Source organism: Pseudomonadota bacterium (assembly GCA_016719885.1).
In the GTDB taxonomy this organism is placed as follows: domain Bacteria; phylum Pseudomonadota; class Gammaproteobacteria.
Genome location: JADJYF010000001.1, coordinates 32,776 through 57,192, shown reverse-complemented (window position 1 = coordinate 57,192; position 24,417 = coordinate 32,776). Strand labels below are relative to the sequence as shown.

20 protein-coding genes are annotated in these 24,417 nt (G+C 66.9%); 14 read left to right on the top strand and 6 right to left on the bottom strand.

What is annotated here, in order from left to right; translation table 11 throughout:
- Window positions 1-14 precede the first annotated feature (14 nt).
- The 5 genes from IPM80_00280 to IPM80_00260 all read left to right on the top strand — a co-directional run bounded on the left by IPM80_00280 (window position 15) and on the right by IPM80_00260 (window position 5,986).
- Window positions 15-1,802, top strand: coding sequence for a DUF1446 domain-containing protein (locus IPM80_00280; protein MBK8956880.1), 1,788 nt, complete (start codon window positions 15-17; stop codon window positions 1,800-1,802).
- Window positions 1,803-1,856: 54 nt separating this feature from the next.
- Entirely contained in the window at window positions 1,857-3,329 is a 1,473-nt protein-coding gene (locus IPM80_00275; protein MBK8956879.1) for an ATP-grasp domain-containing protein, read from the top strand.
- 2 nt (window positions 3,330-3,331) lie between these two features.
- Window positions 3,332-3,832: a biotin/lipoyl-binding protein gene (locus IPM80_00270; protein ID MBK8956878.1), complete on the top strand. Its 501-nt coding sequence runs from the start codon at window positions 3,332-3,334 to the stop codon at window positions 3,830-3,832.
- 1 nt (window position 3,833) lies between these two features.
- On the top strand, window positions 3,834-5,441 hold the full coding sequence (locus tag IPM80_00265) for a methylcrotonoyl-CoA carboxylase (protein MBK8956877.1): 1,608 nt from the start codon (window positions 3,834-3,836) through the stop codon (window positions 5,439-5,441).
- Window positions 5,442-5,728: 287 nt separating this feature from the next.
- Window positions 5,729-5,986 (top strand): hypothetical protein, encoded by a 258-nt coding sequence (locus IPM80_00260; protein ID MBK8956876.1) that lies wholly within the window; start codon window positions 5,729-5,731, stop codon window positions 5,984-5,986.
- Window positions 5,987-6,153: 167 nt separating this feature from the next.
- Here the strand turns inward: IPM80_00260 and IPM80_00255 are convergent, their stop codons facing one another.
- The 3 genes from IPM80_00255 to IPM80_00245 form a co-directional block, all read right to left on the bottom strand.
- Window positions 6,154-7,740 carry a phosphoglycerate dehydrogenase gene (locus IPM80_00255; protein MBK8956875.1) on the bottom strand — a complete coding sequence of 529 codons (1,587 nt, stop codon included), beginning with the start codon at window positions 7,738-7,740 and terminating at the stop codon, window positions 6,154-6,156.
- 20 nt (window positions 7,741-7,760) lie between these two features.
- Window positions 7,761-8,936 carry a phosphoserine transaminase gene (locus IPM80_00250; GenBank protein MBK8956874.1) on the bottom strand — a complete coding sequence of 392 codons (1,176 nt, stop codon included), beginning with the start codon at window positions 8,934-8,936 and terminating at the stop codon, window positions 7,761-7,763.
- A 244-nt stretch (window positions 8,937-9,180) separates the two neighbouring features.
- Complete coding sequence (locus IPM80_00245) at window positions 9,181-12,276, bottom strand: error-prone DNA polymerase (GenBank protein MBK8956873.1); 3,096 nt, start codon at window positions 12,274-12,276, stop codon at window positions 9,181-9,183.
- A gap of 142 nt (window positions 12,277-12,418) precedes the next feature.
- Here IPM80_00245 and IPM80_00240 point away from each other — a divergent pair, with 142 nt between their 5' ends.
- From IPM80_00240 to IPM80_00230, 3 genes are all read left to right on the top strand, one after another.
- Window positions 12,419-12,922: a DUF992 domain-containing protein gene (locus IPM80_00240; GenBank protein MBK8956872.1), complete on the top strand. Its 504-nt coding sequence runs from the start codon at window positions 12,419-12,421 to the stop codon at window positions 12,920-12,922.
- 61 nt (window positions 12,923-12,983) lie between these two features.
- Entirely contained in the window at window positions 12,984-13,439 is a 456-nt protein-coding gene (locus tag IPM80_00235; protein MBK8956871.1) for a hypothetical protein, read from the top strand.
- A 101-nt stretch (window positions 13,440-13,540) separates the two neighbouring features.
- The gene (locus tag IPM80_00230) at window positions 13,541-14,731 is read left to right on the top strand and encodes an aspartate/tyrosine/aromatic aminotransferase (protein ID MBK8956870.1); all 1,191 of its coding nucleotides are present in this window, start codon (window positions 13,541-13,543) and stop codon (window positions 14,729-14,731) included.
- Between the two features lie 18 nt (window positions 14,732-14,749).
- Here the strand turns inward: IPM80_00230 and IPM80_00225 are convergent, their stop codons facing one another.
- Window positions 14,750-15,802 carry a helix-turn-helix transcriptional regulator gene (locus IPM80_00225; protein MBK8956869.1) on the bottom strand — a complete coding sequence of 351 codons (1,053 nt, stop codon included), beginning with the start codon at window positions 15,800-15,802 and terminating at the stop codon, window positions 14,750-14,752.
- Window positions 15,803-16,077: 275 nt separating this feature from the next.
- Here IPM80_00225 and IPM80_00220 point away from each other — a divergent pair, with 275 nt between their 5' ends.
- The 6 genes from IPM80_00220 (at window position 16,078) to IPM80_00195 (ending at window position 21,546) form a co-directional block, all read left to right on the top strand.
- A complete protein-coding gene (locus IPM80_00220) occupies window positions 16,078-18,822 on the top strand; it encodes a TonB-dependent receptor plug domain-containing protein (protein MBK8956868.1) in 2,745 nt (914 codons plus the stop codon).
- A 113-nt stretch (window positions 18,823-18,935) separates the two neighbouring features.
- Window positions 18,936-19,676: an ABC transporter substrate-binding protein gene (locus tag IPM80_00215; protein ID MBK8956867.1), complete on the top strand. Its 741-nt coding sequence runs from the start codon at window positions 18,936-18,938 to the stop codon at window positions 19,674-19,676.
- A gap of 7 nt (window positions 19,677-19,683) precedes the next feature.
- Entirely contained in the window at window positions 19,684-20,193 is a 510-nt protein-coding gene (locus IPM80_00210) for a hypothetical protein (protein ID MBK8956866.1), read from the top strand.
- A gap of 209 nt (window positions 20,194-20,402) precedes the next feature.
- On the top strand, window positions 20,403-21,017 hold the full coding sequence (locus tag IPM80_00205; GenBank protein MBK8956865.1) for a TetR/AcrR family transcriptional regulator: 615 nt from the start codon (window positions 20,403-20,405) through the stop codon (window positions 21,015-21,017).
- A 65-nt stretch (window positions 21,018-21,082) separates the two neighbouring features.
- Complete coding sequence (locus IPM80_00200; protein MBK8956864.1) at window positions 21,083-21,316, top strand: hypothetical protein; 234 nt, start codon at window positions 21,083-21,085, stop codon at window positions 21,314-21,316.
- Between the two features lie 11 nt (window positions 21,317-21,327).
- The gene (locus IPM80_00195) at window positions 21,328-21,546 is read left to right on the top strand and encodes a hypothetical protein (protein MBK8956863.1); all 219 of its coding nucleotides are present in this window, start codon (window positions 21,328-21,330) and stop codon (window positions 21,544-21,546) included.
- A 201-nt stretch (window positions 21,547-21,747) separates the two neighbouring features.
- Here IPM80_00195 and IPM80_00190 read toward each other — a convergent pair whose 3' ends face one another.
- Window positions 21,748-23,589: a hypothetical protein gene (locus tag IPM80_00190; GenBank protein MBK8956862.1), complete on the bottom strand. Its 1,842-nt coding sequence runs from the start codon at window positions 23,587-23,589 to the stop codon at window positions 21,748-21,750.
- Window positions 23,590-23,691: 102 nt separating this feature from the next.
- Window positions 23,692-24,369 (bottom strand): transglutaminase family protein, encoded by a 678-nt coding sequence (locus IPM80_00185; GenBank protein ID MBK8956861.1) that lies wholly within the window; start codon window positions 24,367-24,369, stop codon window positions 23,692-23,694.
- Window positions 24,370-24,417: the final 48 nt, after the last annotated feature.

Below are 24,417 nucleotides of genomic sequence, written 5' to 3'. Positions count from 1 at the left end.
ACGGCACGACGGCAATGCCGGTGGTGCGCATCGGCTGCGGCGCCGGCTTCTGGGGAGACAGCGCGGCGGGGCCGGCGCAACTGGTGCATCACGGCGATATCCATTACCTCGTGATGGACTACCTGGCCGAGATCACCATGTCGATACTCGCACGCATGAAGGCCGGCGACGCCGCGGCCGGCTATGCCACCGACTTCGTGTCGGCGGTCATGAAGCCGCTCATCGCCGAGATCGCTCGCCAGGGTATCAAGGTCGTGACCAACGCCGGCGGCGTCAATCCGCTGGCCTGCAAGGCGGCGCTGGAACAGGTGGCCGCCGAGGCCGGCGTCGGCCTGCGCGTGGCAGCGGTGCTCGGCGACGACCTGTCCGCCGCGGCCGACACACTGCGCGCATCGGGCCTGCGCGAGATGGACAGCGGCGCACCGTTGCCGGCCAGGCTCGCCAGCATCAATGCCTACCTCGGCGCCACGCCCATCGCCGCCGCGCTGGCTGCCGGCGCCGACGTCGTCATCACCGGCCGCTGTGTCGACAGCGCGCTGGTACTCGGCCCGCTGATGCACGAGTTCGGCTGGCGCAGCGACGACTACGACCTGCTTGCGGCCGGTTCGCTGGCCGGGCACATCATCGAATGCGGCACGCAATGCACGGGCGGCCTGTTCACCGACTGGGAACAGGTGCCGGGCTGGGACGACATGGGCTTTCCAATCGCCGAGTGCCGCGCCGATGGCAGCTTCGTCATCAGCAAGCCCGCGCACACCGGCGGCCTCATCTCGCGCGCCACCGTCGCCGAGCAAATCGTCTACGAGATTGGCGATCCCGCCCATTACATGCTGCCCGACGTATGCTGCGATTTTTCCCGCATCGCGGTGCGCGAGGTGGGCGTCGACCGGGTCGAGGTGAGCGGTGCGCGCGGGCACACGCCCAGCGACAGCTACAAGGTCTCGGCCACCCATGCCGACGGCTATCGCGCCACCGCCACCATGATGATCGGCGGCGTGGATGCCGCGCGCAAAGGCCAGCGCGTGGCGGACGCCATCCTGGCCCGCACGCGGCGCATGTTCGGCGAACGCGGCTTTGGCGATTACCGCGAAGTGTCGGTGGAGCTGCTCGGCGCCGAGAGCACCTATGGACCCCACGCACGCCATGGCGACACTCGCGAGGTGGTGGTCAAGATCGGCGTTGCCCACGCGGACAAGAAAGCGCTCGAGATCTTCGCGCGCGAGATCTTTCCGGCCGCCACCGCCATGGCCCAGGGACTGACCGGTTTCGCCGGCGGGCGTCCCAACGTGCAGCCGGTGATCCGCCTTTACTCGTGCCTGGTGCCGAAAGCGACCATCGACATCGAGGTGTTGCTCGGCGACACGCGCATCCCGGTGCCGGCGCCCGCGGGCACGGCGGGCCACGCCGCGACGGTCGCCGACGATACACCCGCGCGGCACGTCACCGCCGGCATCGATGTTCCGCTACGCGCCCTCGCCCATGCCCGCTCCGGCGACAAGGGCGACCGCGTCAACATCGGCGTGCTGGCGCGGCGCCCGGAATTCGTGCCACTGCTGGCCGCGCAATTGAGCAGCGACGCGGTCGGCGCGTGGTTCGCCCATCTCGCGGCCGGGCCGGTGACGCGTTACCCGTGGCCGGGGCTCGATGGCTTCAACTTCGTGCTCGAACGCGCGCTCGGCGGCGGCGGCGTGGCGTCGCTGCGCCACGACCCGCAGGGCAAGGCCCATGCCCAGATGCTGCTCGACCTGCCCGTGACGGTACCTGCCGAATGGGCCGCCAAAGACGGTATACTCGCCCGCTAACCGCAGCGCGGACCTGCGCCCGCTGCCCGCTCAAAAACAACGACAGACTCATCCATGTTTGACAGCATCCTCGTCGCCAATCGCGGTGAAATCGCCTGCCGCGTGATCCGTACCGCGCGCAAGCTCGGCCTGCGCACCATCGCCGTCTACCACCACGAAGACCGCCACGCACCCCATGTGCAGCTGGCCGATGTCGCCGTCGAGCTGGTGGCCGATGTGCCGACCGCCGGCTATCTCGACATCCCGCAACTGCTGGACATCGCCAAGGCCCAGGGCGCGCAATGCATCCACCCGGGCTACGGCTTCCTGTCGGAGAACGCGAAGTTCGCCGAGGCGGTGGAGAATGCCGGCCTCGCCTTCGTCGGTCCGCAGTCGGAAGTCATCCGCCTCATGGGCGACAAGATCCACTCGCGCGAATTCGCGGTGAAGGCCGGCGTGCCGGTCTCGCCCAGCGTCAAGCAGGAAGGCGATCTGGACAGCTTCGTCGAGCAGGCCTCGAAGATCGGCTTCCCGCTGCTGATCAAGGCCGCCGCCGGCGGCGGCGGCAAGGGCATGAGCATCGTGCGCAGCAGCGGTGAACTGGCGGCCAAGGCGCGCACCGCCATGGGCGAAGCGGAACGCTATTTCGCCGACGGCCGCGTCTACGCCGAGCGCTACATCGAGCGCCCGCGTCACATCGAAGTGCAGGTGATGGGCGACGGCCAGGGCAATGTCGTGCACCTGTTCGAACGTGAATGCTCGGTGCAGCGCCGCTTCCAGAAGATCATCGAGGAATCGCCGGCGCCGAGCATGCCGAAAGCACTGCGCGATCGCATCTGCAAGGCGGCGGTGGAACTGGCGGCCAGCGCCAAGTACCGCAACGCCGGCACCGTGGAATTCATTCTTGCGCCGGACGGCGAGTTCTACTTCCTGGAAATGAACACGCGCCTGCAGGTCGAGCATCCGGTCACCGAGATGGTGTGCGGCGTCGATCTCGTCGAGGCGCAGCTGCGCGTCGCGGCGGGCCTTGGCCTGCCGTGGAAGCAGGCCGACATCAAGCAGCGCGGCCACGCCATCGAATGCCGCATCTGCTGCGAAGAACCGGAACATGAATTCCGTCCCGCCACTGGCGTCGCGCAGCTGCTGCGCATTCCCGACGGCGAAGGCGTGCGCTTCGACGGCGGCATCCGCCAGGGGCAGGCCATCACCGCCGCCTTCGATTCGATGGTCGGCAAGCTCGTCTGCCACGGCGCCACGCGCGACGCGGCGGTCGACGGCATCGTGCAGGCGCTGGACGACTTCGTGCTGCTCGGCGTCAGCAACAACATCGACTACCTCGGTACGGTGCTGCGTCACGCGGCGTTCCGCGCCGGTCAATTGCATACCGGTTTCATCACCGAGCACGCGGCCGATCTCGCGCCCGCGGCGCTGGATGACACCGACCGCGCGGCATTGCTGATTGCCGCGGCCCTGGGCGTCAGCGATTTCCGCCGCCTGGTCTACGAAACCCCTGAACCTTACGCCTCCATCGGCGGCTGGCGGAACTAGTCATGGCACTCGAATACAGTTTCAACCTGGACGGCACCGAGCACGGTGTCAGCATCGCCGAGCGCAACCCGGAACTGGTGTTGACGGTCGACGGCATCGCCCACACCGTCAGCGAATCCGGCGCCATCAACGAGGAATGCGCGCTGTTGACCGTCGATGGTCGCAGCTACCAGGTGTGGCGCACCTGGGAAGGCAATCGCATCCACCTGCGCATCGGCAACCGCAGCTTTTCGGTCGGTTATGAAGACGCGATCACCGCCGCCCAGCACCATGCCGGCGGCGACGACACGCTGCGCGCCGACATGCCGGGCGTGGTGGTGGCGGTCAACGCCAGCGTCGGCGCCCATGTGTCGGCCGGTGACGTGCTGATCGTCATCGAGTCGATGAAGATGCAGATCAACATCGTCGCGCCACGCGACGGCGTGGTCGAAGCGGTGCATGTCGAGGTCAACCAGACTTTCGACAAGGGCGCTCAACTCATTTCCTTGCACGCGGAGTCCTGAGATGCCACGCATCCAATCCACCATTCAGACCGGCTCGGCGGAATTCCGCCGCTACTACGCGCACAACCGTGGCCTGGCGCGCGAACTGCACGAGAAGCAACGCGCGGCGCGCTTCGACCGCCCGCAGAAGGACATCGAGCGCCTCGCCAACCACGGCAAGATGATGCCGCGTGAGCGCATCGAGAAGCTGCTGGATCCGGGCACGCCGTTCCTGGAGTTCTCGACACTGGCCGCCAACATGGCCTATGACGGCGAGGCGCCCAGCGCCAGCGTGGTGACCGGCATCGGCATGGTGCAGGGCCGCGAAGTCATCATCAACGCCAACGATTCGAGCATCAAGGGCGGCGCCTGGTATCCGCTGACGGTCAAGAAAATCGTGCGCGTGCTGGACATGGCGATCGAGAACCGGCTGCCGGTGATCCACCTGTGCGACAGCGCCGGCGGCTTCCTGCCCTTGCAGTCCGAGCTGTTCCCGGACAAGTACATGGCCGGCCGCATGTTCCGCAACCAGAGCGTGCTGTCGAAGATGAACGTCAAGCAGCTGGCCCTGGTGTTCGGACACTGCACCGCCGGCGGCGCCTACATCCCGGCGCTGTCCGACTACTCGGTGATCGTGCGCGGCACCGGCGCGGTGTTCCTCGCCGGTCCGCCGCTGGTGAAGGCCGCGACCGGTGAAATCGTCACCGCCGATCAACTCGGCGGCTGCGATCTGCACACCCAGATCAGCGGCACCTGCGACTACCCGGCCTCGACCGAGGAAGAAGCGATTGCGATTGGCCGCGAAATAGTCGCGCAGTGGGAACACACGCCGAAATGGAACCTGCAGCGCGACGCCGTCGAGCCGCCCTACTACGACCCCGACGAGCTGTACGGCATCATTCCGAACGACATCAAGCGCTCGTTCGAAATGCGCGAAGTGATCGCGCGCATCGTCGACGGCAGCCGCTTCCATGAATACCAGCCGGCCTACGGCACGACCCTGGTGTGCGGCTTCGCCAACATCTGGGGCTTCAAGGTCGGCATCCTCGCCAACAACGGCGTGCTGTTCAACGACAGCGCCTTGAAGGGCGCGCACTTCATCGAGCTGTGCAACCAGAACAACACGCCCATCGTGTTCCTGCAGAACATCACCGGCTACATGGTCGGCCGCGAATACGAAGCGCGCGGCATCTCCAAGGACGGCGCCAAGATGATCATGGCGCAGGTCGGCTCGCACGTGCCGAAATTCACTGTCATGTGCCACGGCTCCTTCGGCGCCGGCAACTACGGCATGTGCGGCCGCGCCTACGATTCGCGCATGCTGTTCTCGTGGCCCAACCACAACATCGGCATCATGGGCGGCGAACAGGCGGCCAAGACGCTCTCGGAAGTGAAACTCCGGCAGCTCGAGCGTCGTGGCGAGAAAGTCGAGCAGAGTGAACTCGATCGCGTCTACCGCGAGACCCTGGAAGCCTACCAGCACCAGATGTCGGCCTACTACGCAACCTCGGAACTGTGGGACGACGGCATCGTCGACCCGGTCGATACGCGCAACGCACTCGGCATGTCGATCAGCGCGGCGCTGAATGCGCCGCTCGGCCAACAGGGTTACGGCATCTTCCGTTTTTGAGCTGAATCAAATCCGCCAGGCACAGCCATAATCTTTTACACACTCGCCCCCGTTTGCGACAGCAAGAATTTTGCTGCCCACGGGGGCGGATTCGTACCATACGAAGCGGTATAGCGTCGGGCGAAATAGCCCGCGCAACCGACCGCGAGCGCTGCGCACATGATGTGCTCCAGCCCGCGGCCGATCGATTGCCGTGGCGGTCACCCGCCGCCACCTGCATGACCAACGGAGAATTCGGCGCGACCGCCCAACCCACGCGGCCGTAGCGGAATCGACAAGGAGCGACCATGAAGGGACTTGATTCAAACGCGAAAGCGCAAGCAATGATGCTGCTCAAGATGGCCTGCAACGGCGGCGCCACCAGCGAAGCACTCGCCGCCATCCACGCCTGTTCCGCACAACGTGCCGGTGAAAACGCCGTCGACTGGCAAGGCGCGGTCACCCAGCTCAAAACCCTGGTAGCCAAGCTGCCCGCGGCGAATTTCGTGGCGGCTACGCCTTTGGGCCTGGAACTCGAAGAAGAAGACGACGATTTGGCGGCCTGAATTCGATCCCGGCACCTGGGGTGTGCGATTGAATTCGCACCTACAAGGTCGACATCGGGGCATGTGGGTGCGAATTCATTCGCACATCGAAGCCGCGGCAACGTCACGCCGCGATTTGTCCGCAGCACATATCGCAAAAGGCGGCGCATTGCGCGCCGCCTGGGCGACTAGAACCCGACCTGCAGCACCTTGTCCACCGCGGCGATGGCCGTCAGCTGGTCCAGCGTGGCCTGCTCCAGCGCCTGTGACACGCCGACCACCGCGATCGCGCGGTCACTGCCCTTGGCCACGCCCACCTGCATGCGCGAGATATTGATGCCGGCGCGGCCGAGGATCTCACCCAGCGCGCCGATCACACCCGGCTTGTCGGCATGGCGGGTGAACAGCAACTGCCCTTCCAGCGCCGACTCGACTTCGTAGTCATTGACGCGCACCAGGCGCGGGTGACGTTCGTCGAACAGCGTGCCCTCGAGGCACAGGGTCTGCTTGCCGTTCTTGGCCGTGATGCGCACCAGCGACACGTAATCGCGCGAGTCGGCCGAGCTGGTCTCGGTGACCGTGATGCCCTGGCGACGGGCGAGGTGGATGGCATTGATCTGGTTGACCGGCACCGCGTGGTGCTCGCACAGCATGCCGACCATCGCCGCGCTCGCGATCGGATGGGTGCTCAAGTTGGCGGCGGCGCCGAACACGCCGACCTCCACCGAACTCAGGGGCTCTTCCGTCATGCGGCACAACAGGCGACCGAGCTTGCGCGCGAGATCCATGTAGGGCGACAGCTTGGCGAGCTTCTCGGGCGCCATGCTCGGCACGTTGACCGAGTTGATGACTTCGCCCCGGATCAGGAACGCGGCTACCTGGTGCGCGATCTCGATGCCGACGGCGATCTGCGCTTCTTCGGTCGAGGCGCCCAAGTGCGGCGTGAACTGGATGCCGGGCTGTTTGAACAACGGCGAATCAGCCGGCGGCGGCTCTTCCTCGAACACGTCGAGCGCGGCGCCGGCGAGATGGCCCGATGCCACCAGTTCGATCAGCGCCGCTTCGTCGACCAGGCCACCGCGCGCGCAGTTGATGAGACGCGCGCCCTTCTTCATCGACGCGAGGCGCTCGCGGCTCAACAGGCCGCGGGTGTCCTTGGTGACCGGGCAATGCAGGGTGATGAAATCGGCCGTCGTCACCAGCGTGTCGAGGTCGACCTTCTCCACGCCGTACTCGGTGAACGTGGCCTCGGTGACGAAGGGGTCGAAACCGATGACACGCATCTTCAGGCCGCGCGCGCGTTCGGCGAACAGGCGGCCGATGGTGCCGAAGCCGACGATGCCGATGGTCTTGCCCGACACCTCGGTGCCGACCATGCTGTTGCGCTCCCACTTGCCGGCACGCACCGAGGCGTCGGCGGCGGGCAGGCTGCGGCACAGCGAGAACAGGTGCGCGATGGCGAGCTCGGCGGTGGTGGTGGCGTTGGCGTCGGGGGTGTTCAGCACCACGATGCCGCGCTCGGTGCAGGCGTCGAGGTCGACGTTGTCGACGCCGATGCCGGCGCGGCCGATGACCTTGACCTTGGTCGCGGCGGCCAGCAGCTCGCCTTTGATCTTGGTGGCGCTGCGCACGATGATGGCATCGGCGGCGGCGGCGTGGGGAATGGCGTCGGCGACCGACAGGCCGGCGGCGAAATCGATTTCGATCTCCGGGTACTGCTTGAGGGCGGCGATGCCTTCGGCCGACAGCTTGTCGGCGACAAAAACCTTGTACATGGTGTTACTCCGTCAGGCGCTCAGGCGCCGGTGTGCTTGGCGGCAAGTTCTGCGTAGGCCCAGTCCAGCCACGGCGTGAGCGCCGCGAGGTCGCTGGCTTCCACCGTCGCGCCGCCCCAGATGCGCAGGCCGGGCGGAGCGTTGCGATAGCCGTTGATGTCGTAGGCCACGCCTTCCGCTTCGAGCAGCGCCGAGAGCTTCTTGGTGAAATCGGCCTGCGCGTCTTCCGACAGTTTCAGGAACCAGTCGGCGACCACCTTCAGGCAGATGGAGGTGTTGGAACGCTCGGCCGGCTTGGCGGCCAGGAATTCCACCCACGGGGTCTTCGCCACCCAGGCGTCGAGCACCGCGAGGTTGGCCGCCGAACGCTGGCACAGCGCATCGAGCCCACCGAGGCCGGCCGCCCAGCGCAATGCATCGAGATAATCTTCCACGCACAGCATGGACGGCGTGTTGATGGTCGCGCCCTCGAACACCGCTTCGTCGAGCTTGCCCTTCTTGGCGAGGCGGAACAGCTTGGGCAGCGGCCACGGCGGCGTGTAGGTGACCAGACGCTCGGCGGCGCGCGGCGAGAGGATGATGACGCCATGGGCGCCTTCGCCGCCCAGCACCTTCTGCCAGGAGAAGGTCGTGACGTCGAGCTTGGACCACGGCAGCGGCATGGCGAAGGCCGCCGAGGTCGCGTCACAGATGGTGAGGCCGGCGCGGTCGTCGGGGATCCAGTCGCCGTTCGGCAGCTTCACGCCCGAGGTCGTGCCGTTCCACACGAACACCACGTCGTTGTTGAAATCGACCTGGGTCAGATCGGGCAGTTCGCCGTAGGCGCTGACCATCTTGCGGGCATTGGCGACCTTGAGCACGTCGATGACGTCGGTCACCCACTCCGAGCCGAAGCTTTCCCAGGCCAGCACGTCGACGCCGCGCGGGCCGAGCAGGCTCCACAGCGCCATTTCGACCGCGCCGGTATCGGAACCGGCGACGATGCCGATGCGATAGTCGGCCGGCACGCCGAGCACGGCGCGGGTCTCGTCAATGGCGGCCTTGAGGCGCGCGGCGCCGGGCTTGGAACGGTGGGAACGGCCGACCAGGGCCTTGGCCAGCACGGCCGGTTCCCAACCCGGCCGCTTGGGGCAGGGTCCGGAGGAAAAACAGGGATTGGCGGGTTTGTTTGCTGGTTTCTGCATCTCTCTTCTCATGCATTTGCGGCAGCGCAATAAGGGGCCGCGATTGTACTGGAATCCGCCCCCGATGTAAGGCAGGCGGCCGGGGCCGGGCTTGTCCCGCGACAAGGGAATCACTGATTAAGCTACTGCGCTGACCGCGCGCGTTGTCGCGTGCTCGCTCGCTCCTCGCCTATCTGGCTGATATGTCTCGTCGCTCTCTGCGCGGCTCCTAGCGCGCGGCCATGCTCGCTACGCTTATTCAGAGCTTCCCAAGCTTTCAGTGGAAATCCCGCGACGCCGCCATGAGTTGCCCGAGCAGCGGCGAATGGTCCGACAGGCGTTGCGCGATGACATGCACGACCTCGCCATCCCTTTGCACTTCGCCCACCACGCCGAGCAGCCGCGCGTGCAGCAACTCACGGCGCTGGGCCTCGACGAGGGTCGACCACACGATGAGATTGATGATGCCGGTCTCGTCCTCGAGGGTGACGAACACCACGCCGGTGGCGGTGCCCGGCCGCTGGCGGCTGATGACGAGGCCGGCGGTACGGATGCGCTGGCCGGGTTCGGCGGCGGCGATGTCGGCGGCCGAGAGGCACTGGCGACGGCGCAGATGGTCGCGCAGCAAGGCCAGGGGATGGCGGCCGAGGGTGAAGCCGAGCTTGGCATAGTCGGCGACGATGTCCTCGCCCTCGCCGGGCGTGCGCAACAGCGGCGCCGCCTCGCGGATACGCGCCTCGGGCAGCACCGCGAGCGGCGTCTCGACGCCAAGCGCGGCCCACGAGGCATGGTGGCGATTGCCGACCAGGGTGGCGAGCGCGCCGCCCTGGGACAAGACCCGTACCGTGCCCCGATCCAGTCCGGCACGACGCGCGAGATCGGTGACATCGATGAACGGCCCCTGCCCGCGCGCGGCGACGATGCGCGCGGCGGCCTCCGCCTGCATGCCCTTGATGCGTCCGAGGCCCAGCCGCACCACCGCCTGGCGCGCGCCGGGCGCACGCTCCTCGAGCGTCGAATCCCATTCGCTGGCCAGTACATCGACGGCGCGCACTTCGACGCCATGGCGCACGGCATCCCGGATCAACTGCGCGGGCGCATAGAAACCCATCGGCTGGCTGTTCAGGAGCGCGGCCAGGAAGGCCGCCGGCTCGTGGCGTTTCAGCCACGCGGAGACATAGGCCAGCAGCGCGAAGCTCGCCGAATGGGATTCCGGGAAGCCGTACTCACCGAAACCTTCTATCTGGTGAAAGATGCGCTCGGCAAACGCTTCCTGGTAGCCGCGCTCACGCATGCCGTCCAGCAGGCGCTGGCGAAAATGCTCGAGCCCGCCGCTGCGCTTCCAGGCCGCCATCGAGCGACGCAGGTGATCGGCCTCGCCGGGCGTGAAGCCGGCCGCCACCATCGCGAGCTTGATGACCTGCTCCTGGAACAAGGGCACACCGAGCGTGCGTTCCAGCACGCCACGCACCTCCTCGCTCGGGTATTCGACCGCTTCCTCGCCGTTACGCCGGCGCAGGTAGGGATGGACCATCTCGCCCTGTATCGGGCCCGGACGGATGATGGCGATTTCGATCACGAGGTCGTAGTAACAGCGCGGTTTCAGGCGCGGCAGCATCACCATCTGCGCGCGCGATTCGATCTGGAACACGCCGACGGTGTCGGCGTGCTGGATCATTTCATAGGTCGCGGGGTCTTCGGCGGGAATGCCGGCCATGCTCAACCGTCGGCCATCGAAGTCCTGGATGAGATCGAAGCTGCGCCGAAGAGCGCTCAGCATGCCGAGGCACAGGCAATCGACTTTCAAGAGGCCCAGCGCATCGAGGTCGTCCTTGTCCCATTGGATGACCGTGCGGTCGGCCATCGCGGCGTTCTCGATCGGCACCAGTTCCGACAGCGGCTGATCGGAGATCACGAAGCCGCCGACGTGCTGCGAGAGATGACGGGGAAAGCCCAGGATCTCCGCCACCAGCATCACCACGCGGCGGATGATCGGGTTGTCGGGATCGAAGCCCACTTCGCGCAGGCGTTGCCCCATGTCGTTGCCCTTGTCCCACCAGTAGAGATTGCCCGACAGGCGCTCAACCTGTTCGACGCTCATGCCGAGCGCCTTGCCGACATCGCGCACCGCGCTGCGCAGGCGGTAGGTGATGACGGTGGCGGCCAGCGCCGCGCGTTCGCGGCCGTACTTGGCGTAGATGTATTGCAGCACTTCCTCGCGCCGCTCGTGCTCGAAATCGACGTCGATGTCCGGCGGCTCGTTGCGCTCCTTGGAAATGAAACGTTCGAACAGCATGTCCATGCGCGCCGGGTCGACCTCGGTGATGCCGAGGCAGAAACACACCGCCGAATTGGCCGCCGAGCCGCGCCCCTGGCACAGAATGCCGCGCCCGCGCGCGAACACCACGATGTCGTGCACGGTCAGGAAGAACGCCTCGTAGCCGAGCTCGACGATGAGAGCCAGTTCATGTTCGACCTGGGTGCGCACCTTGGCCGCCACGCCGTCGGGCCAGCGCCTGCGCATGCCGGCCTCGGTCAGGGCGCGCAGGTGGGCGCTCGCCGTGATGCCCGTCGGCACCAGTTCCGCCGGGTAGCGATAGCGCAGTTCCGCCAGCGTGAACTGGCAGCGCGCGGCGACCTGTACCGTTTCCGCCAGCAAGGTCGCCGGGTAGATGCGCGCCAGGCGCTCGCGCGGCCGCAGGTAACGCTCGCCATTGGCGAACAGCAGCCTGCCCGCCGTCATGACCGTGGCGCCGTGGCGGATGGCGGTCAGGGTGTCCTGCAGCGGTTGGCGCGCATGGACATGCATGTGCACATTGCCGGTCGCCACCAGCGGCAGCCCATGGCGCGCCGCGAGTGCTTCGCCATGGGCCAGCAGCACATGATCGTAGCCGCTGTAGAACAGGCCCACGCCCACCCACAGTCGCCCGCCGAAACGCGCCGCCAGCCACGCCATCGCCTCCTCGTCGTGGTCGTCCGGACGCGGCAGGAAGATGACGAGGCCGGCGTCGCTCAGCAGTTCGAGATCCTCGCGATTGAGCGCGTAGGCGCCCTTGCGCTGCCGCCGTCGGCCGCGCGTGATGAGCGTGGCAATGCGCTGGTAGGCGCGCAGGCTGTCGGCCAGCAGCAGGACATGCAAGCCGTCGTCGAGATGCAGCTCGGTGCCGACGATGAGTTTGAAGTCGAGTTCACGCGCGACGACATGGGCGCGCACCACGCCCGCCAGCGAGCATTCGTCGGTCAGGGCCAGCGCGCGGTAGCCGAGCCTGTGGGCTTCGCGCACCAGTTCCTCGGGATGCGAAGCGCCGCGCAGGAAAGTGAAATTGCTGACGGCATGCAGCTCGGCATAGGCAGGCAGGGGCGCGCTGGGCATGGGACGACACGGCAATGGCTCATGGGACGAATACTGTATATAAAAACAGTCATCGAAGACCAGTGATGCGGAACGCTACGTGATGGACAAGCGCGAAGCGTGGTTGCGAGAATCGAAGCCGCCGCCATCCACGGAGCCCATGATGAAACGATCGTCGTCCCTCGCCTTGTCCGTGCTGCTCGGCGGCACGCTGCAGTGTTCGAGCGCGGGCGCCCAGGCGCCCGGACTCGAAGTCGGTCTGTTGACCTGCACCGTGGTGCCCGGCAGCCGCGTCAATCTCGTGGTGCGCTCGACCGCCGACGTGACCTGCGACTACACCAAGGGCGGCGCCGCCGAGCACTACGTCGGCGAGACCGGCATCGCGCTCGGCGTCGATTTGAGCTTCCGCCGCGACGAGCGCATGGCGTTCACGGTGCTGTCCGCGTCCAAGGACATCGCGCCCGGCTCCAACGCGCTGGCCGGCAGGTACGTCGGTGGCGAAGTGTCGGCGGCGGCCGGCCTGGGTCTTGGCGCCAAGGCGCTGTTCGGCGGCGGCGCCAAGAACGTCGGCCTGCAGCCGGTGGCGCTGGAATCGAGCCGCGGCCTCGGCGCTTCGGGCGGCCTGTCCTTTCTGTACATCGAACCGGCGCCCGCTCCCAGACCCTGAGGCGCCGCTCAAGTCGGCGCCCCGCCGGCCGACACCCGTGAGGTAGCGGAGGGGTCCGACCATGTGCTCACGTTTATTGTCCATCGTCATCGGCATGAGCCTGCTCGCGCCGATGGCCCATGCGCTCGCAGGCGAGCCGCCGGTTACGACGCTCGACGCCGTCGAGCCGGTGCAGGTCAAACAGTTCGTCAAGGAACGCGCGCGCGATGCCCGCGACCTCGCCCTCGGCAATCCCGCGCCGCAGGCGGTGATGCCGACCAACCTCGACTGCGCCACGCTCTACAACCGCCGCGTGGCCCTCATGCGTGGCCAGGTCGACGCCAATCCGACCGACTTCATGGGCGACCCACGCATACGCACCAGTGCGCTGCTCGGCACCGTGTGGATGCCGGCCTTCGCCTACCTGCCGTTCCGCACCGTGCAGCAATTCCGCGAACAGCAGAAACGCCCGCAGCTGCAAGCCGATCTCGACGCCCTGCGCGCCGCCTCCGCCGCACAACGCTGCTTCGAACACTGACGCCAGTCCGTCTCGTCCGCGCGCCGGTCCGAAGCGCGGGGCCCGTGGTATATTCGCGCGCCTCATTCCCTAGAGCCGTGAGCCTGGAGTCTCATAAAGCCATGTTCGAAACCCTGGAAGCCTTGGCCCCCGACGCCATCCTCGGCCTGACGGCCGCGTTCCGTGACGATCCCCGCGCGCAGAAGATCGATCTGGGCGTCGGCGTATACCGCGACGAGCAAGGCAATACCCCGATCCTGAAGACCGTGACCGAAGCCGAGCGCCGCCGCTTCGCCACCGAGACCACCAAGACCTACATCGGCCCGCCCGGCACCCCCGGCTTCAACGAGCTGGTGCGCAAGCTCATGTTCGGCGCCAACCACACGGTGCTGAAAGACAAGCGCGTGGCCGGTGTGCAGACCCCCGGCGGCTGCGGCGCGCTGCGCATGGGCGCCGAACTGGTCAAGCGCGCACGCCCCGATGCCACCATCTGGGTCAGCGATCCGACCTGGGCCAACCACGTGCCGCTGCTCGGCAGCGCCGGCATCAAGATCGAAACCTATCCCTACTACGACAAGCAGACCCGCGGTCTCAACACCGAGGCCATGCTGGGCGCGCTGGCCAAGGTGCCGTCCGGTGACCTGGTGCTGTTGCACGGTTGCTGTCACAACCCGTCGGGTGTCGATCCGCAACGTGAAGACTGGCAGGCGATCGCGAAGATCTGCAGCGAGCGGGGCTTGACGCCCTATATCGACCTTGCCTACCAGGGCCTCGGCGACAGTCTCGACGACGACGCCATGGGCCTGCGCATCATGGCCGACGCGTGCCCCGAGTTGCTGGTCGCGAGTTCGTACTCGAAGAACTTCGGCCTCTACCGCGAGCGCGTCGGCGCGCTGCAGATAGTCACCAAGAGCCACGCCGAGGTCGGCAAGGTGCAGAGCCAGATCGACTCCGTGGTGCGCACCAGCTATTCGATGCCGCCGGCGCATGGCGCCGCGCTGGTCGAGATCATCCTCGGCGACGAAGCCTTGAACGTGGCGTGGGTCAAGGAACTGGACGAGATGCGCGAACGCATCAACGGCCTGCGCAACGTGCTGGCGGAGCGCCTGGCGAAGGCTGTCGGGCAGGACTTCAGCTTCATCCAGAAGCAGCGCGGCATGTTCTCCTTCCTCGGCATCTCGCCCGAGCAGGTCACGCGCCTGCAGAAGGAATGCGGCATCTACATGGTCGGTTCCAGCCGCATCAACGTGGCGGGCATCAACAACGCCAACCTGGAATACTTCCTGGAGTCCTGCGCCAAGGTCTTGAAGTAATCCGCTGCCGCGAGGCGCCTACATGGGATTGTGCAGGCGCCTCAACAGGCCCACGCTGGGCTGGATCTCACTGGCCGCCGGCGGGCGTTGACCGCTCGCCAGCGTTGCCTGCACATAGTTCTCCACCGCCTCGCCGAGTTCGCGCGCCGCGCCGCGCCGCATGCACAGATAGAAACGCTCCTGCACGAATGGCTTGAAGGCGAGCGCGAACCTCGCCGCCGCGCTGGCGGTACCGAAGCCGGCATCGACGCTGCCGCTGGCGACCATCGCCGCCACCGCCGAGTGGGTGTATTCCTCGTTGCGGTAGCCGGCGATGGTGCCCGGCGCGATGCCGCGCGCACCCAGCAGCCCGTCGAACACCAGGCGCGTGCCCGAACCCGGCTGGCGATTGATGAAGCGCACGCCGTCACGGCAGAGTTCCTCCAACTCGTCGAGCGGCCGCTCGGGACGCGACATCAGGCCCAGCGAACGCAATTCCAGCAGGAAGACCTGGTCGCGTGCGTCATCGAGCATGGCGGTCAGGGCCATGCCGACCGTGCGGCCGAGTTCGCCCAGCGGCAGGTGGAAACCGGCCACGTCCACTTCGCCGCGCTGGTAGCGGTGCAAGGCCGCTTCACTGCCCAGCACATCGATCACGACCTGCCACTGCGCGGCGCGCAGCGCGTCGACCAGGCCATTGATGAGTTCGCTGTTGCTGGAGGCGATGCGCACCATCGCGCGCACGTTATCGAGAGTCGGCGCCAGCAGCGAGGTGGCCTGCGTCGCGGCCTGGGCCAGGGCGCTCTGCGTGTGCGTGACGGCCTGGGCACGTGCGGCCAACAAGGCGCGCCCGCTCGCCGTCAAGGTCGCGCCTCGACCTCGCTGCAGGTCCAGCAGGGGCAGCTTGAGCCGCTCCTCCCAGGTGCGCATTAGGCCCCATGCGTGGCGATAGGACACGCCGGTGGCGTTGGCCGCGAAATTGAGATGGCCGCCCTTGTCGACGGCTTCCAGGAGTTCAAACAGCAGAGCTTCAATGGCGTAGCGTTGGCCGTCGAGATCGATATGCCAGGTCAGTCCGAGGCCGATTTTCATGTCCATCTCATGCCTTCCCATGCGCATTGGGGCGATGCCAGCCGCCCTCCTGGCCGCAGGCCTTGGTTGGCCGTGCCAGGAACTCACGGCGGTGGCATACATGGCCGCTGCCCGTGTCGTTTAATATGCTTATCATTACTTATTTCAACAACAGCACACGCCAGGAAAAGCGTGTTCAAATAAACGCTTAATCTGACACAGTCCGCTCCCGCGCTAAAGACATCATGTGCAGGCATCAACCACTATGCATCGCCAGCGCGGCACGGCGCGCCGCGTTGGGGATGCTCATCGGCCTGCTCGCGCGCCCGGCCCTGGGCGGCGATGCCGCGGCCCTCAACGAGGTGGTGGTCAGCGCACGCAAGCCGACGGTCGAGCAGGTCGGCACGGTGTATCAGCTCGATGCGCGGGACATCGAGATCCGCGGCGCGCGCACCCTCGACGAGGCGCTGGCGCTGCTGCCGGGCGTGAACGTGCGCACCGGCGGCAACGGCAGTCCACGCATCGACGTGCGTGGCTTCCGCACGCGACACGTCAAACTGCTGTTGAATGGCGTGCCTTTCGGCAACACCTTCGACGGCCAATTCGATCCGACCCTCATCCCCAGTGAGAACATCGCGCGCATCAAGCTGACCACCGGCGCCAGTTCGACCATGTACGGCGACGGCGCGGTGGCGGCGGTCATCAACGTCATCACGCGCCAGGCCGAGCAGGGACAATCCGCTACCACCCATGCCGAATACGGCGGCGGCGATTTCCATCGCGTCAGCGGCAGCTACGCGTGGGGCGATGGCGACAGCGGCGTGTTCGTGGCCGGTGGGCGCAACGCGCGCGATGGCTTCCCGCTGGCGGGCGGCTTCGACAAGACCTCGCTGGAACATGGCGGCCTGCGCGCCAACAGCGATCGCGAACGCAACAATGCCTATCTCAATTTCTACCACCAGGTGAACCCGAGCTTCGAACTCGGCGGCAACTTCACCTACGCGCGCGGCGGCTATGGCGCACCCGGCACGGTGGTCGACGACATCAGCGACGCCTTCGCCAACCGCCCGCGCTGGCAACGGGTGGACGACCAGGAGACCGTGACCGGCCAGCTCAGCCTGGCGTGGACGCCGGGCGGCCGCCTGTCGGATCGCGCCTGGGCTTACATCAACACGCTGGACGAGAACACCAATCGCTACAGCGACCCGTTCGCGCCCACGCTCGACGACGTGCACGTGCGCGGCACGTTCAGGGAAAACTCCGACTCGCGGGTGGTGGGCGTGCACAACGAACTCAGCTTCGAGCACGATTACGGTGGCGCCATCAAGTTCATGCTCGAGGCGCGCCATGAACACATCACCCAGGACTGCATGACGCGTGACATTCCGCATCTGCCGCCACCGCCGCCGCCGGCGCCGACGCCCGATCCCCTGACCAACGCCACCAGCGCGACGCTGGATTTCAATTACCTCGCGACCAACAACTACGGCGCCACCAACAGCGCCGGCGACAACCAGGCCATTGCGCGCCTGACCATGACCAACAACGCCCAGGGCGGCGTCGATTTCAGTCTGCGCAGCCTCGCCGCGGAAAACTTCTTCACGCAAGGCGGCTCCGGCCCGCCGATTGCGCAAATGTACGTGTCGCGCCTGTACCTGCTGCCCGACCAGGACCTCGACATCAGCGACTGGCAGTTCGTGCGCAACCCCGCCAGCCAGGGCTCGAACGGCGCCAATGCCAATGGTTTCGCCGCGCCCGGGCTCGGCGACATCATCAACAACTATCACTTTCGAACTCAGATCGGATGGCAGCGCCCGGGCGGCGCCGGTGGCGCGGCCGACCCGTTGGTCGACGGCGAAACGGCGCTGTGGAGCTATTCCCATGCGCGGCTCGCCGAGCTCTTGAGATTCTCCGCCACCAGCACCGGCGGACGCCCGCCCGCCTACGCCGCGCTGGAACTGCGACAGGTCGACGCCAGCGGTTTCTGGGGGCCGTCGGAGCCACCGACCGGTGGGCCTGGCGGTCTGGCCGTGTTCCTGGTCGCGCCCACCAGTGCCACCGCCTTGACCGGTCCCAAGCCGCCCGATCCGGTCAAGCCGATCACCGCACCCAAGGCCGGCAGCGCCTGCGGCAGTGGCGGCGACGGTTCGGGCGGCGGCCAGCCCACGCGTTTCGAACAGGTCTCTTTCGGCCTGCGCCCTTTCGACCAGACGCGCGATCTCACCATCGCCAGCGGCGCGCTCGAGATCAATTTCAGGACCATTGCCGCCATCGACGTGGTGTTGGGATACGCCGAGCACTGGCTGCAGCGGGACGACGGCAGCAGCGCTTTCGAAGGCAGTTTCTCGGCGAGCCTGGGCCGCGCGCTCGGCCGCGACTGGCGCGTGCGCGCCGGCGTCGCGCGCAAGATCCGCATGCCGTCCGTGCAGCAGCTGTACGACAGCATCTCGGGCGACCCGACGCTCGCCCCGGAGCGCGCCATGACCTACGAGATCGGCGCCGATTACGGTGGCTGGCGCTGGGCGGATGTCGGCCTGACGATATTTCGCAGCGACGTCAGGAATTTCATCGACCGTGACCCGCTCACCGAGGAATTCGCCAACAACCAGCGCATTCGCTTCGATGGCGCCGAGCTCACGGCCAGCGCGAGGCTGGACGCGCGCAGCCGCCTCGAGGCGTCCTATTCCTATCTCGACGCCAGCGATCGCTCCAGCACCAGCATTCGCGACGAGATGCAATATCGCCCGCGGCACAAGGTGGCGATGATGGCCAGCGAACGCTTCGCCGACGACACCGAACTCAGCGCCACCATGCAGTTCGTTGGCGGCGAGTACTACTTCTCGCGCCAGGGTTTGCCGCGGACACGCATGCTCGACCCCTATGCCCTGTTCAACCTGCGCGTGGCACGGCCGCTGCTCGGGCCACGCATCCGGGTGTTCGTCGGCGCCGACAACCTGTTCGACGCCGATTACGAGCAAGCCTATGGCCTGCCGCAGGCGGGGCGCCTGTTGTACGCGGGCTTCGACATCAAGCTCCTGTGATTTCGCCCGTGACCATTTCGCACCACGCGACAATCGTCGACAATACGGCCAGGTATTCAAGGGCCGCCATGCACCAAAGCGTCACGCACCCACCAGTAGACCCGCGCATCGACATGCTTATCGGTATCGACGACACCGATAACCTCGATACCCGCGGCACCGGCTACCGTGCCCGTACACTGGCGCAGGGCTTGGCGGATGCCGGCCTGGCCGAGGTACATGGCATCACGCGCCACCAGTTGCTGGTCGACCCGCGCATTCCCTATACCTCGCACAACAGCTCGGCCTGTCTGCAAACCAGCGCGCGTGCTTCGCTGGCCGACATCCACACCTATTGCCGGCAGTTCCTGTTCGAAGTGGCGGCGGTCGGCGCGGACATCGGCCTGTGCATCGCGAGCGTGGCCGCCGCCGGGCGCGTGATCGATTACGGCCTGCGCGCCAAGGTCGAAGTGCTCAATCGCGATATCGCGCGCGAGACCGCCGCGCGGGCCGACATCCTGCTGGAGGGACTGACGGGCACCCATGGCGGTATCATCGGCTCGCTGGCCGGCGTCGGCCTGTACCTGCAGGGCGACGACGGGCGTTACATCTGGTTGCCGCGCATACGCGAGCTCGCCGCCGACACCATGACGGTGGCGGCGCTGTGCGAGGCCACCGGCCTGCAGGACGTATTGGAATTCGACGGCGAGCGCGCAGGCGCCGCCGCGCCCGCCGAGGCCGTCATCGACCTCGGCGGTTGGGCCCGCCCGGTGCGCGTCGCCGGTCGGTCAGTGTTATTCGTGGAGAAGCATCGCAATGGCTCAGTCGATTTCGTCGTCGCCGACAAACAGCGCATCAAAGCCTTCCGCCCCTAGCGTCGGGTTGGCGCATGCGGCCGCGCTGCTCGGCATCGGCGCGCTGCTGGCCCTGATACACCAGGCCTGGGATTTTCATCTCAAGCTGCCGGGCCACTACGGCTTGGTGTGGATGGCCGGCGTGATGATGACGCGGCATTGGTCGCCGGCCCGCTGGGCGGCGCTCGGCTCGGCCTGCGGTTACATCGGCGGCACCGCTCTGCTGACCCACGGCGCCCATGCCGGCCTCACGCAGGCGCCGGTCTACGCGCTGTGCGCGCTGGTGGTGGACGCCGCCTGGCTGTTGGGCGCGACGCATCTGCGTCGCCTGGCGGCGGCGGCCCTGCTCGGCGGCGTGGCCTTCATGCTCAAACCCATCACCGTCTACCTGCTGGCGCACGGCCTCGATCTTCAACTCGGCACGCTGCGTTTCGGCGCGGTCTTTCCCATCATCACCCACTTCTGCTTTGGCGCGGTGGGCGCGGTGATTGGCACGCTGTGCCATGGCGTCGGTGCGCAATACAGTCGCAAGCCGTGATGGCAGGTACATGATTCATCACGCGCGGCGCTCGGCGGCCGCGCGATGCGCCCGCGATCTGTCAGAGGCTCTCGTGCCTCGCTTCACCCTCGCGATCCGACGCCACGGCCTGCCGTTGATTCGGCCCTGTGCAGGCGTTACGGCAGCGCTCGAAAAATAATTTCGTCCTTGCCTTGATTACCGACCGACCGGTCGGTAGACTTCAAGCCATGGTCACACAGCGCGAAATCAAAGCCGAGATCACCCGCGAGAAAATCCTCGAGGCGGCGGCCGATGAAATGTACCGGGTCGGCTTTCAAGCCGCCTCGCTGTGCGACATCCTCACCAGGCTCGGCATCTCCAAGGGCGCGCTGTACCACCATTTCCCGAGCAAACTCGCGCTTGGTTACGCGGTACTCGACGATGTCCTTCTCAATCGCGTCGGCAGCACCTGGGATACCGCCCTCAGCCAGGAGGACCCAATCGAAGGCCTGTGCGATCTGCTCGAGGCCGAAGCTCAGGTAATGTCTGGGATGCGACTGACTTGTGGCTGCCCTCTCAATAACTTGGCGCAGGAAATGTCGCCGGTGGATGAAGGCTTCCGTCAGCGCATCGAGAAGATTTACCGGGTCTGGCAGCGGCGCATACAGAATGCCCTGGCGGGTGCCCAGCAGCGCGGCGTGCTGCGCGACGATTTCGATGCCGGCGAAGTGGCTTATTTCATCATCGCCTCGCTTCAAGGCGCGGTGGGGTTGGCGAAGAACGCGCAGGATTGCGGCATCTTTCGCTCATCCATCAAAGGCTTGAGCTCTTATCTGAAGAACTTGAAGAAGGTTCCGAGCTAAAAAAATTTGGCTGGTGACCGACCAATCGGTCGGTGAATTCCACACGGTCTGTCAGGAGAACGAACATGCAGCAGCACAACAGCACATCGACGGGTACCGGTATCGGTGGCGGACTCATCGCCGCGCTGATCGCATTCGCGCTGACCTGGTTCGTGGTCAACGGCAGCGCGCCGCAAGAAGCGCAGGGCGCGACCACCGCCACCGAGGCCTATTCGGTTTGCATGGTGTCAGAAAACATACCAACCAGTCGGTTTTTCAAGACGCCCGTGACTACCCCGATACCGCTGCAGGGCGGTTGAGGTCGACAGCCATGGGACAGCAAACCGGCTGCGCGCCCCTGTCTTCCCCATGCAGCGACCGAGCGCCGCTAGTCTGCGGCCCGCTCGCGCGTCTCGCGCGTGCCCTGCTCGTCGCTTTCGCGCTGCTGCTGGCCTTCAGCGAGTTCCGTTACGGCGTCGCGCGTCCTGGCGCCGCGCCCGCGTCGGCACAGCAAGGGCAGGTCATCGACGCCCACCGCGCGACCGGCTGAATTAGAGATCAAGCGGTCGCGTCGATTCCCGGCGCGTCCACCACCCGAGGAGCGAAGTCATGAAAAAACTACCCGATGTACTGGCCGCCGCCGTGTTCGTACTGTTCATGGCGGGCGTCTACGTGGCGCTGGAGGAGGCCATCGGCCACCCCGCCCGCTATGTCGAACAACCGCGGCAGCACGGCGCCAGCTGAGTGCGGCTCAGCGCTCGGACGGCGGCGCGAACAGCGCCGTGAGCGCCGCCGTCTGCCGCGCGATCTCGACACTCGACATGCGCGACGCGAGCGCGGCGCGCGCCCGCGGGTCGCCGCGCAGGGCCAGTGCCAGCAGCAATTCGTCACTCCATTGCGCCATGCTGCCGCGTTCGAGCGCGGCCGCATGACGCGCACCGTCGACCATCACCAACGCCGCCAGTGCCGCGTCGCGCTCATCGCCATTGGCGGTCACCAAAGCACCCCACGCAGCGCGCGCTTCGTCGCCCCGGCCAGCGCGCCACCACAGCACGCCCAGGGCCCGTTGCGCACTCGGCGAGTCCGCCGCGGCCGCGGCGCAGGCTTGCGTGGGGCCTTGCGATCGATAGTCTCCGGCCCGCAGCCAGGCATTGAATGCCGCGACGCACAGCAATTCGCGCGCGGCGGCATCGCCCGGCGCGCGGGCTAGCGCCGCCCGTGCGTCGCGCAAGGCTTCATCGGTAAAGCCCAGCACCGCCGCTGCGCGTGCATTGAGCAGGTAGTCCTGCACCACGGTGCGTTCCGCTTCCCCTGGCGGCAAGGGCAGGCGCGACAGGCTGAACAACAGCAGCGCCGTCGCCAAGGCGCGCATCGACGCCGCGCGGGGCGCCGTATGCAGCACCCCGCCGGCCAGCACGGCAAGCAAAGGCACCAGAGGCAGACGGAAACGCGCGCTCACGTAGGCGAGCAGCAACCCCGCCGCGTAGCACGCGGCAAACGTCGCCACCGTCCACGCCCGGCGGTTGCGCGCATGCATGACCAGCGCCGCGCCGGCGCCCGCCAGCAACCACGACCAGCCAAGCGGGTTCCAACGCAACCACGGCGAACGCGCCTTGTGGAAATGGTAGGTCTTGATGTCGTATTGCTCGAAGCCGTTGAGCAGGTACCAGGCCTTGCTCGCCACGAGCGTCAGCCACGTCCACGGTTCGGTCCGCACATGGGCCAGCGTGCGTTGTTGCCAGTAGCGGCTCATGCTCGCGTTGTCGTCCGGCGCGCCGGGCTGCTCGCGTCGATAACGCCTTTCGGATTCGATACGCGCCGGGTTGCCGCCTTCGCGGTATACCGCCTGCCGCTCGCGCTGCACGAAGTAGCGACCGTTGGCATCGGGACCGTTGGCCGCCCACAGGTTGTAGGCGCCCTGCCAGGGCAAAACCTGGAAGGCACCGCCTACCGCAAGGTTGGCCGCACCCATCAGCGCCAGCACCAGCAACATCGGCGGCACGCTCCAGGCCAGCAGGCGCCGCGCGCCGCGATGGGATGCCAGCCACAGTGTCCACATCGGCAGCAGCACCACCAGTTGCGGACGGGCGAGGCTCGCGCATGCGAGCAGGATGCCGGCGGCCATCGCCATCACGCGCGAGGCCGGCGTGCCATCGAGCGCGTGGAGACTGGCGAGCACGCCGCCCAGCATGAAGGTCATGGCCAAGCTCAAGTCCAGCGGGTCGCCGGCGAAATGCAGCACCACCGGATTCATGCCGAACAGCACGGCGGCCAGCGCCGCCGCGTTCGGCGTGCGCCACACGTGCGCTGCAATCATCCACACCAGGCCGGTGCTGGCCAGATGCAGTACACCGTTCAACAGGCGCGACGCGAACGGCAGCTGCGTGGCGCTGACGCCGGCCTTGAGCAGCCACGCCACCAACGAAGGAAACAGCGCCGCGCGATAAAACGGCTCGTGCGGCAAGCCGCCGTGCGCAATGCGCGCGGCGAGTTCGAGTTGCTCGCGCCCGTCCAGCATCGGCGCGAGCCCGAGCGCCGTGGCTGAATACCACAACAGGAAACCGCTGGTGTAGGTGGCGACCGCCGCGAACACCAGCAGGCGCAGGCGCGCCTCGCTCAGCGTCCGGCCCTCGTGATGTTCAACGCGCCGCGCGTGCCCGCCACGCGCTGTGCGTCATGGGCACGAGCCACGCGCTCACGCCGGGCGCCGGGTCTCGACGTTGACGTCGCTGTCGAAGTCCTCGTGCGCGAGCTTGTCACTGACGCCCGGATAGTGCTTGCGGAAGTCGGCCGCCATCGCCGCCAGCGGCACATCGGCGAATTCGCCTCGATAGGCCAGGTATTCCATGTGCTGGCGTCCGTCGAGATCGAGCGGGTGGTAGATCGAATCCTCGCGCCCGTCGAACTCCAGGGCGCGAATGCGGAACTTATCGCATAGCTCGACGTTGAATGCCGGCGTCGCCTTCACCCACTGGCCGTCGAGCAGGATGGCGGTATAGCCGTGCCAGTAGAACACGTCGGTCTGCATGAACTGGCGCATGCGCTCGGTGGAAAGATGATTGCGCACGTCGGCGTAACCGAGCGCCGCCGGTATGCCGATGGCGCGACACACCGCCGCCAGCAGCACCGCCTTGGGCACGCACCAGCCACGCCCCGACGCCAAGGTGGCGCTGGCGCGAAATCCGCTCTCGCTGAGATCGAGCGCGTAGGGGTCATAGCGAATGCCGTCACGCACCGCGTAGTAGAGCGCCACCGCGCGCTGCCTGTCGTCAGCGCATCCGGCACTGCGCGCATGGGCGTATTCACGGATGGCCGGGTGCTGGCTGTCGACCATCGCGGTCGGCGCGAGACAGGCGTTGATGTCGGCGTTCATCATGGTGCTCATGCGCGCGAGTGTAGTGGCAGCGCCGCGCCATCGGCA

What these genes read in the sequence shown, in the direction of transcription:
- IPM80_00240 (MBK8956872.1), top strand. Translation starts at nt 12,419, where the DNA reads ATGAAACGATCGTCGTCCCTCGCCTTGTCCGTGCTGCTCGGCGGCACG.
- IPM80_00245 (MBK8956873.1), bottom strand. Translation starts at nt 12,276, where the DNA reads ATGCCCAGCGCGCCCCTGCCTGCCTATGCCGAGCTGCATGCCGTCAGC.
- IPM80_00200 (MBK8956864.1), top strand. Translation starts at nt 21,083, where the DNA reads ATGCAGCAGCACAACAGCACATCGACGGGTACCGGTATCGGTGGCGGA.
- IPM80_00230 (MBK8956870.1), top strand. Translation starts at nt 13,541, where the DNA reads ATGTTCGAAACCCTGGAAGCCTTGGCCCCCGACGCCATCCTCGGCCTG.
- IPM80_00185 (MBK8956861.1), bottom strand. Translation starts at nt 24,369, where the DNA reads ATGAACGCCGACATCAACGCCTGTCTCGCGCCGACCGCGATGGTCGAC.
- IPM80_00280 (MBK8956880.1), top strand. Translation starts at nt 15, where the DNA reads ATGCCGGTGGTGCGCATCGGCTGCGGCGCCGGCTTCTGGGGAGACAGC.
- IPM80_00195 (MBK8956863.1), top strand. Translation starts at nt 21,328, where the DNA reads ATGGGACAGCAAACCGGCTGCGCGCCCCTGTCTTCCCCATGCAGCGAC.
- IPM80_00250 (MBK8956874.1), bottom strand. Translation starts at nt 8,936, where the DNA reads ATGAGAAGAGAGATGCAGAAACCAGCAAACAAACCCGCCAATCCCTGT.
- IPM80_00205 (MBK8956865.1), top strand. Translation starts at nt 20,403, where the DNA reads ATGGTCACACAGCGCGAAATCAAAGCCGAGATCACCCGCGAGAAAATC.
- IPM80_00235 (MBK8956871.1), top strand. Translation starts at nt 12,984, where the DNA reads ATGTGCTCACGTTTATTGTCCATCGTCATCGGCATGAGCCTGCTCGCG.
- IPM80_00275 (MBK8956879.1), top strand. Translation starts at nt 1,857, where the DNA reads ATGTTTGACAGCATCCTCGTCGCCAATCGCGGTGAAATCGCCTGCCGC.
- IPM80_00270 (MBK8956878.1), top strand. Translation starts at nt 3,332, where the DNA reads ATGGCACTCGAATACAGTTTCAACCTGGACGGCACCGAGCACGGTGTC.
- IPM80_00260 (MBK8956876.1), top strand. Translation starts at nt 5,729, where the DNA reads ATGAAGGGACTTGATTCAAACGCGAAAGCGCAAGCAATGATGCTGCTC.
- IPM80_00265 (MBK8956877.1), top strand. Translation starts at nt 3,834, where the DNA reads ATGCCACGCATCCAATCCACCATTCAGACCGGCTCGGCGGAATTCCGC.
- IPM80_00255 (MBK8956875.1), bottom strand. Translation starts at nt 7,740, where the DNA reads ATGTACAAGGTTTTTGTCGCCGACAAGCTGTCGGCCGAAGGCATCGCC.
- IPM80_00225 (MBK8956869.1), bottom strand. Translation starts at nt 15,802, where the DNA reads ATGAAAATCGGCCTCGGACTGACCTGGCATATCGATCTCGACGGCCAA.
- IPM80_00215 (MBK8956867.1), top strand. Translation starts at nt 18,936, where the DNA reads ATGCTTATCGGTATCGACGACACCGATAACCTCGATACCCGCGGCACC.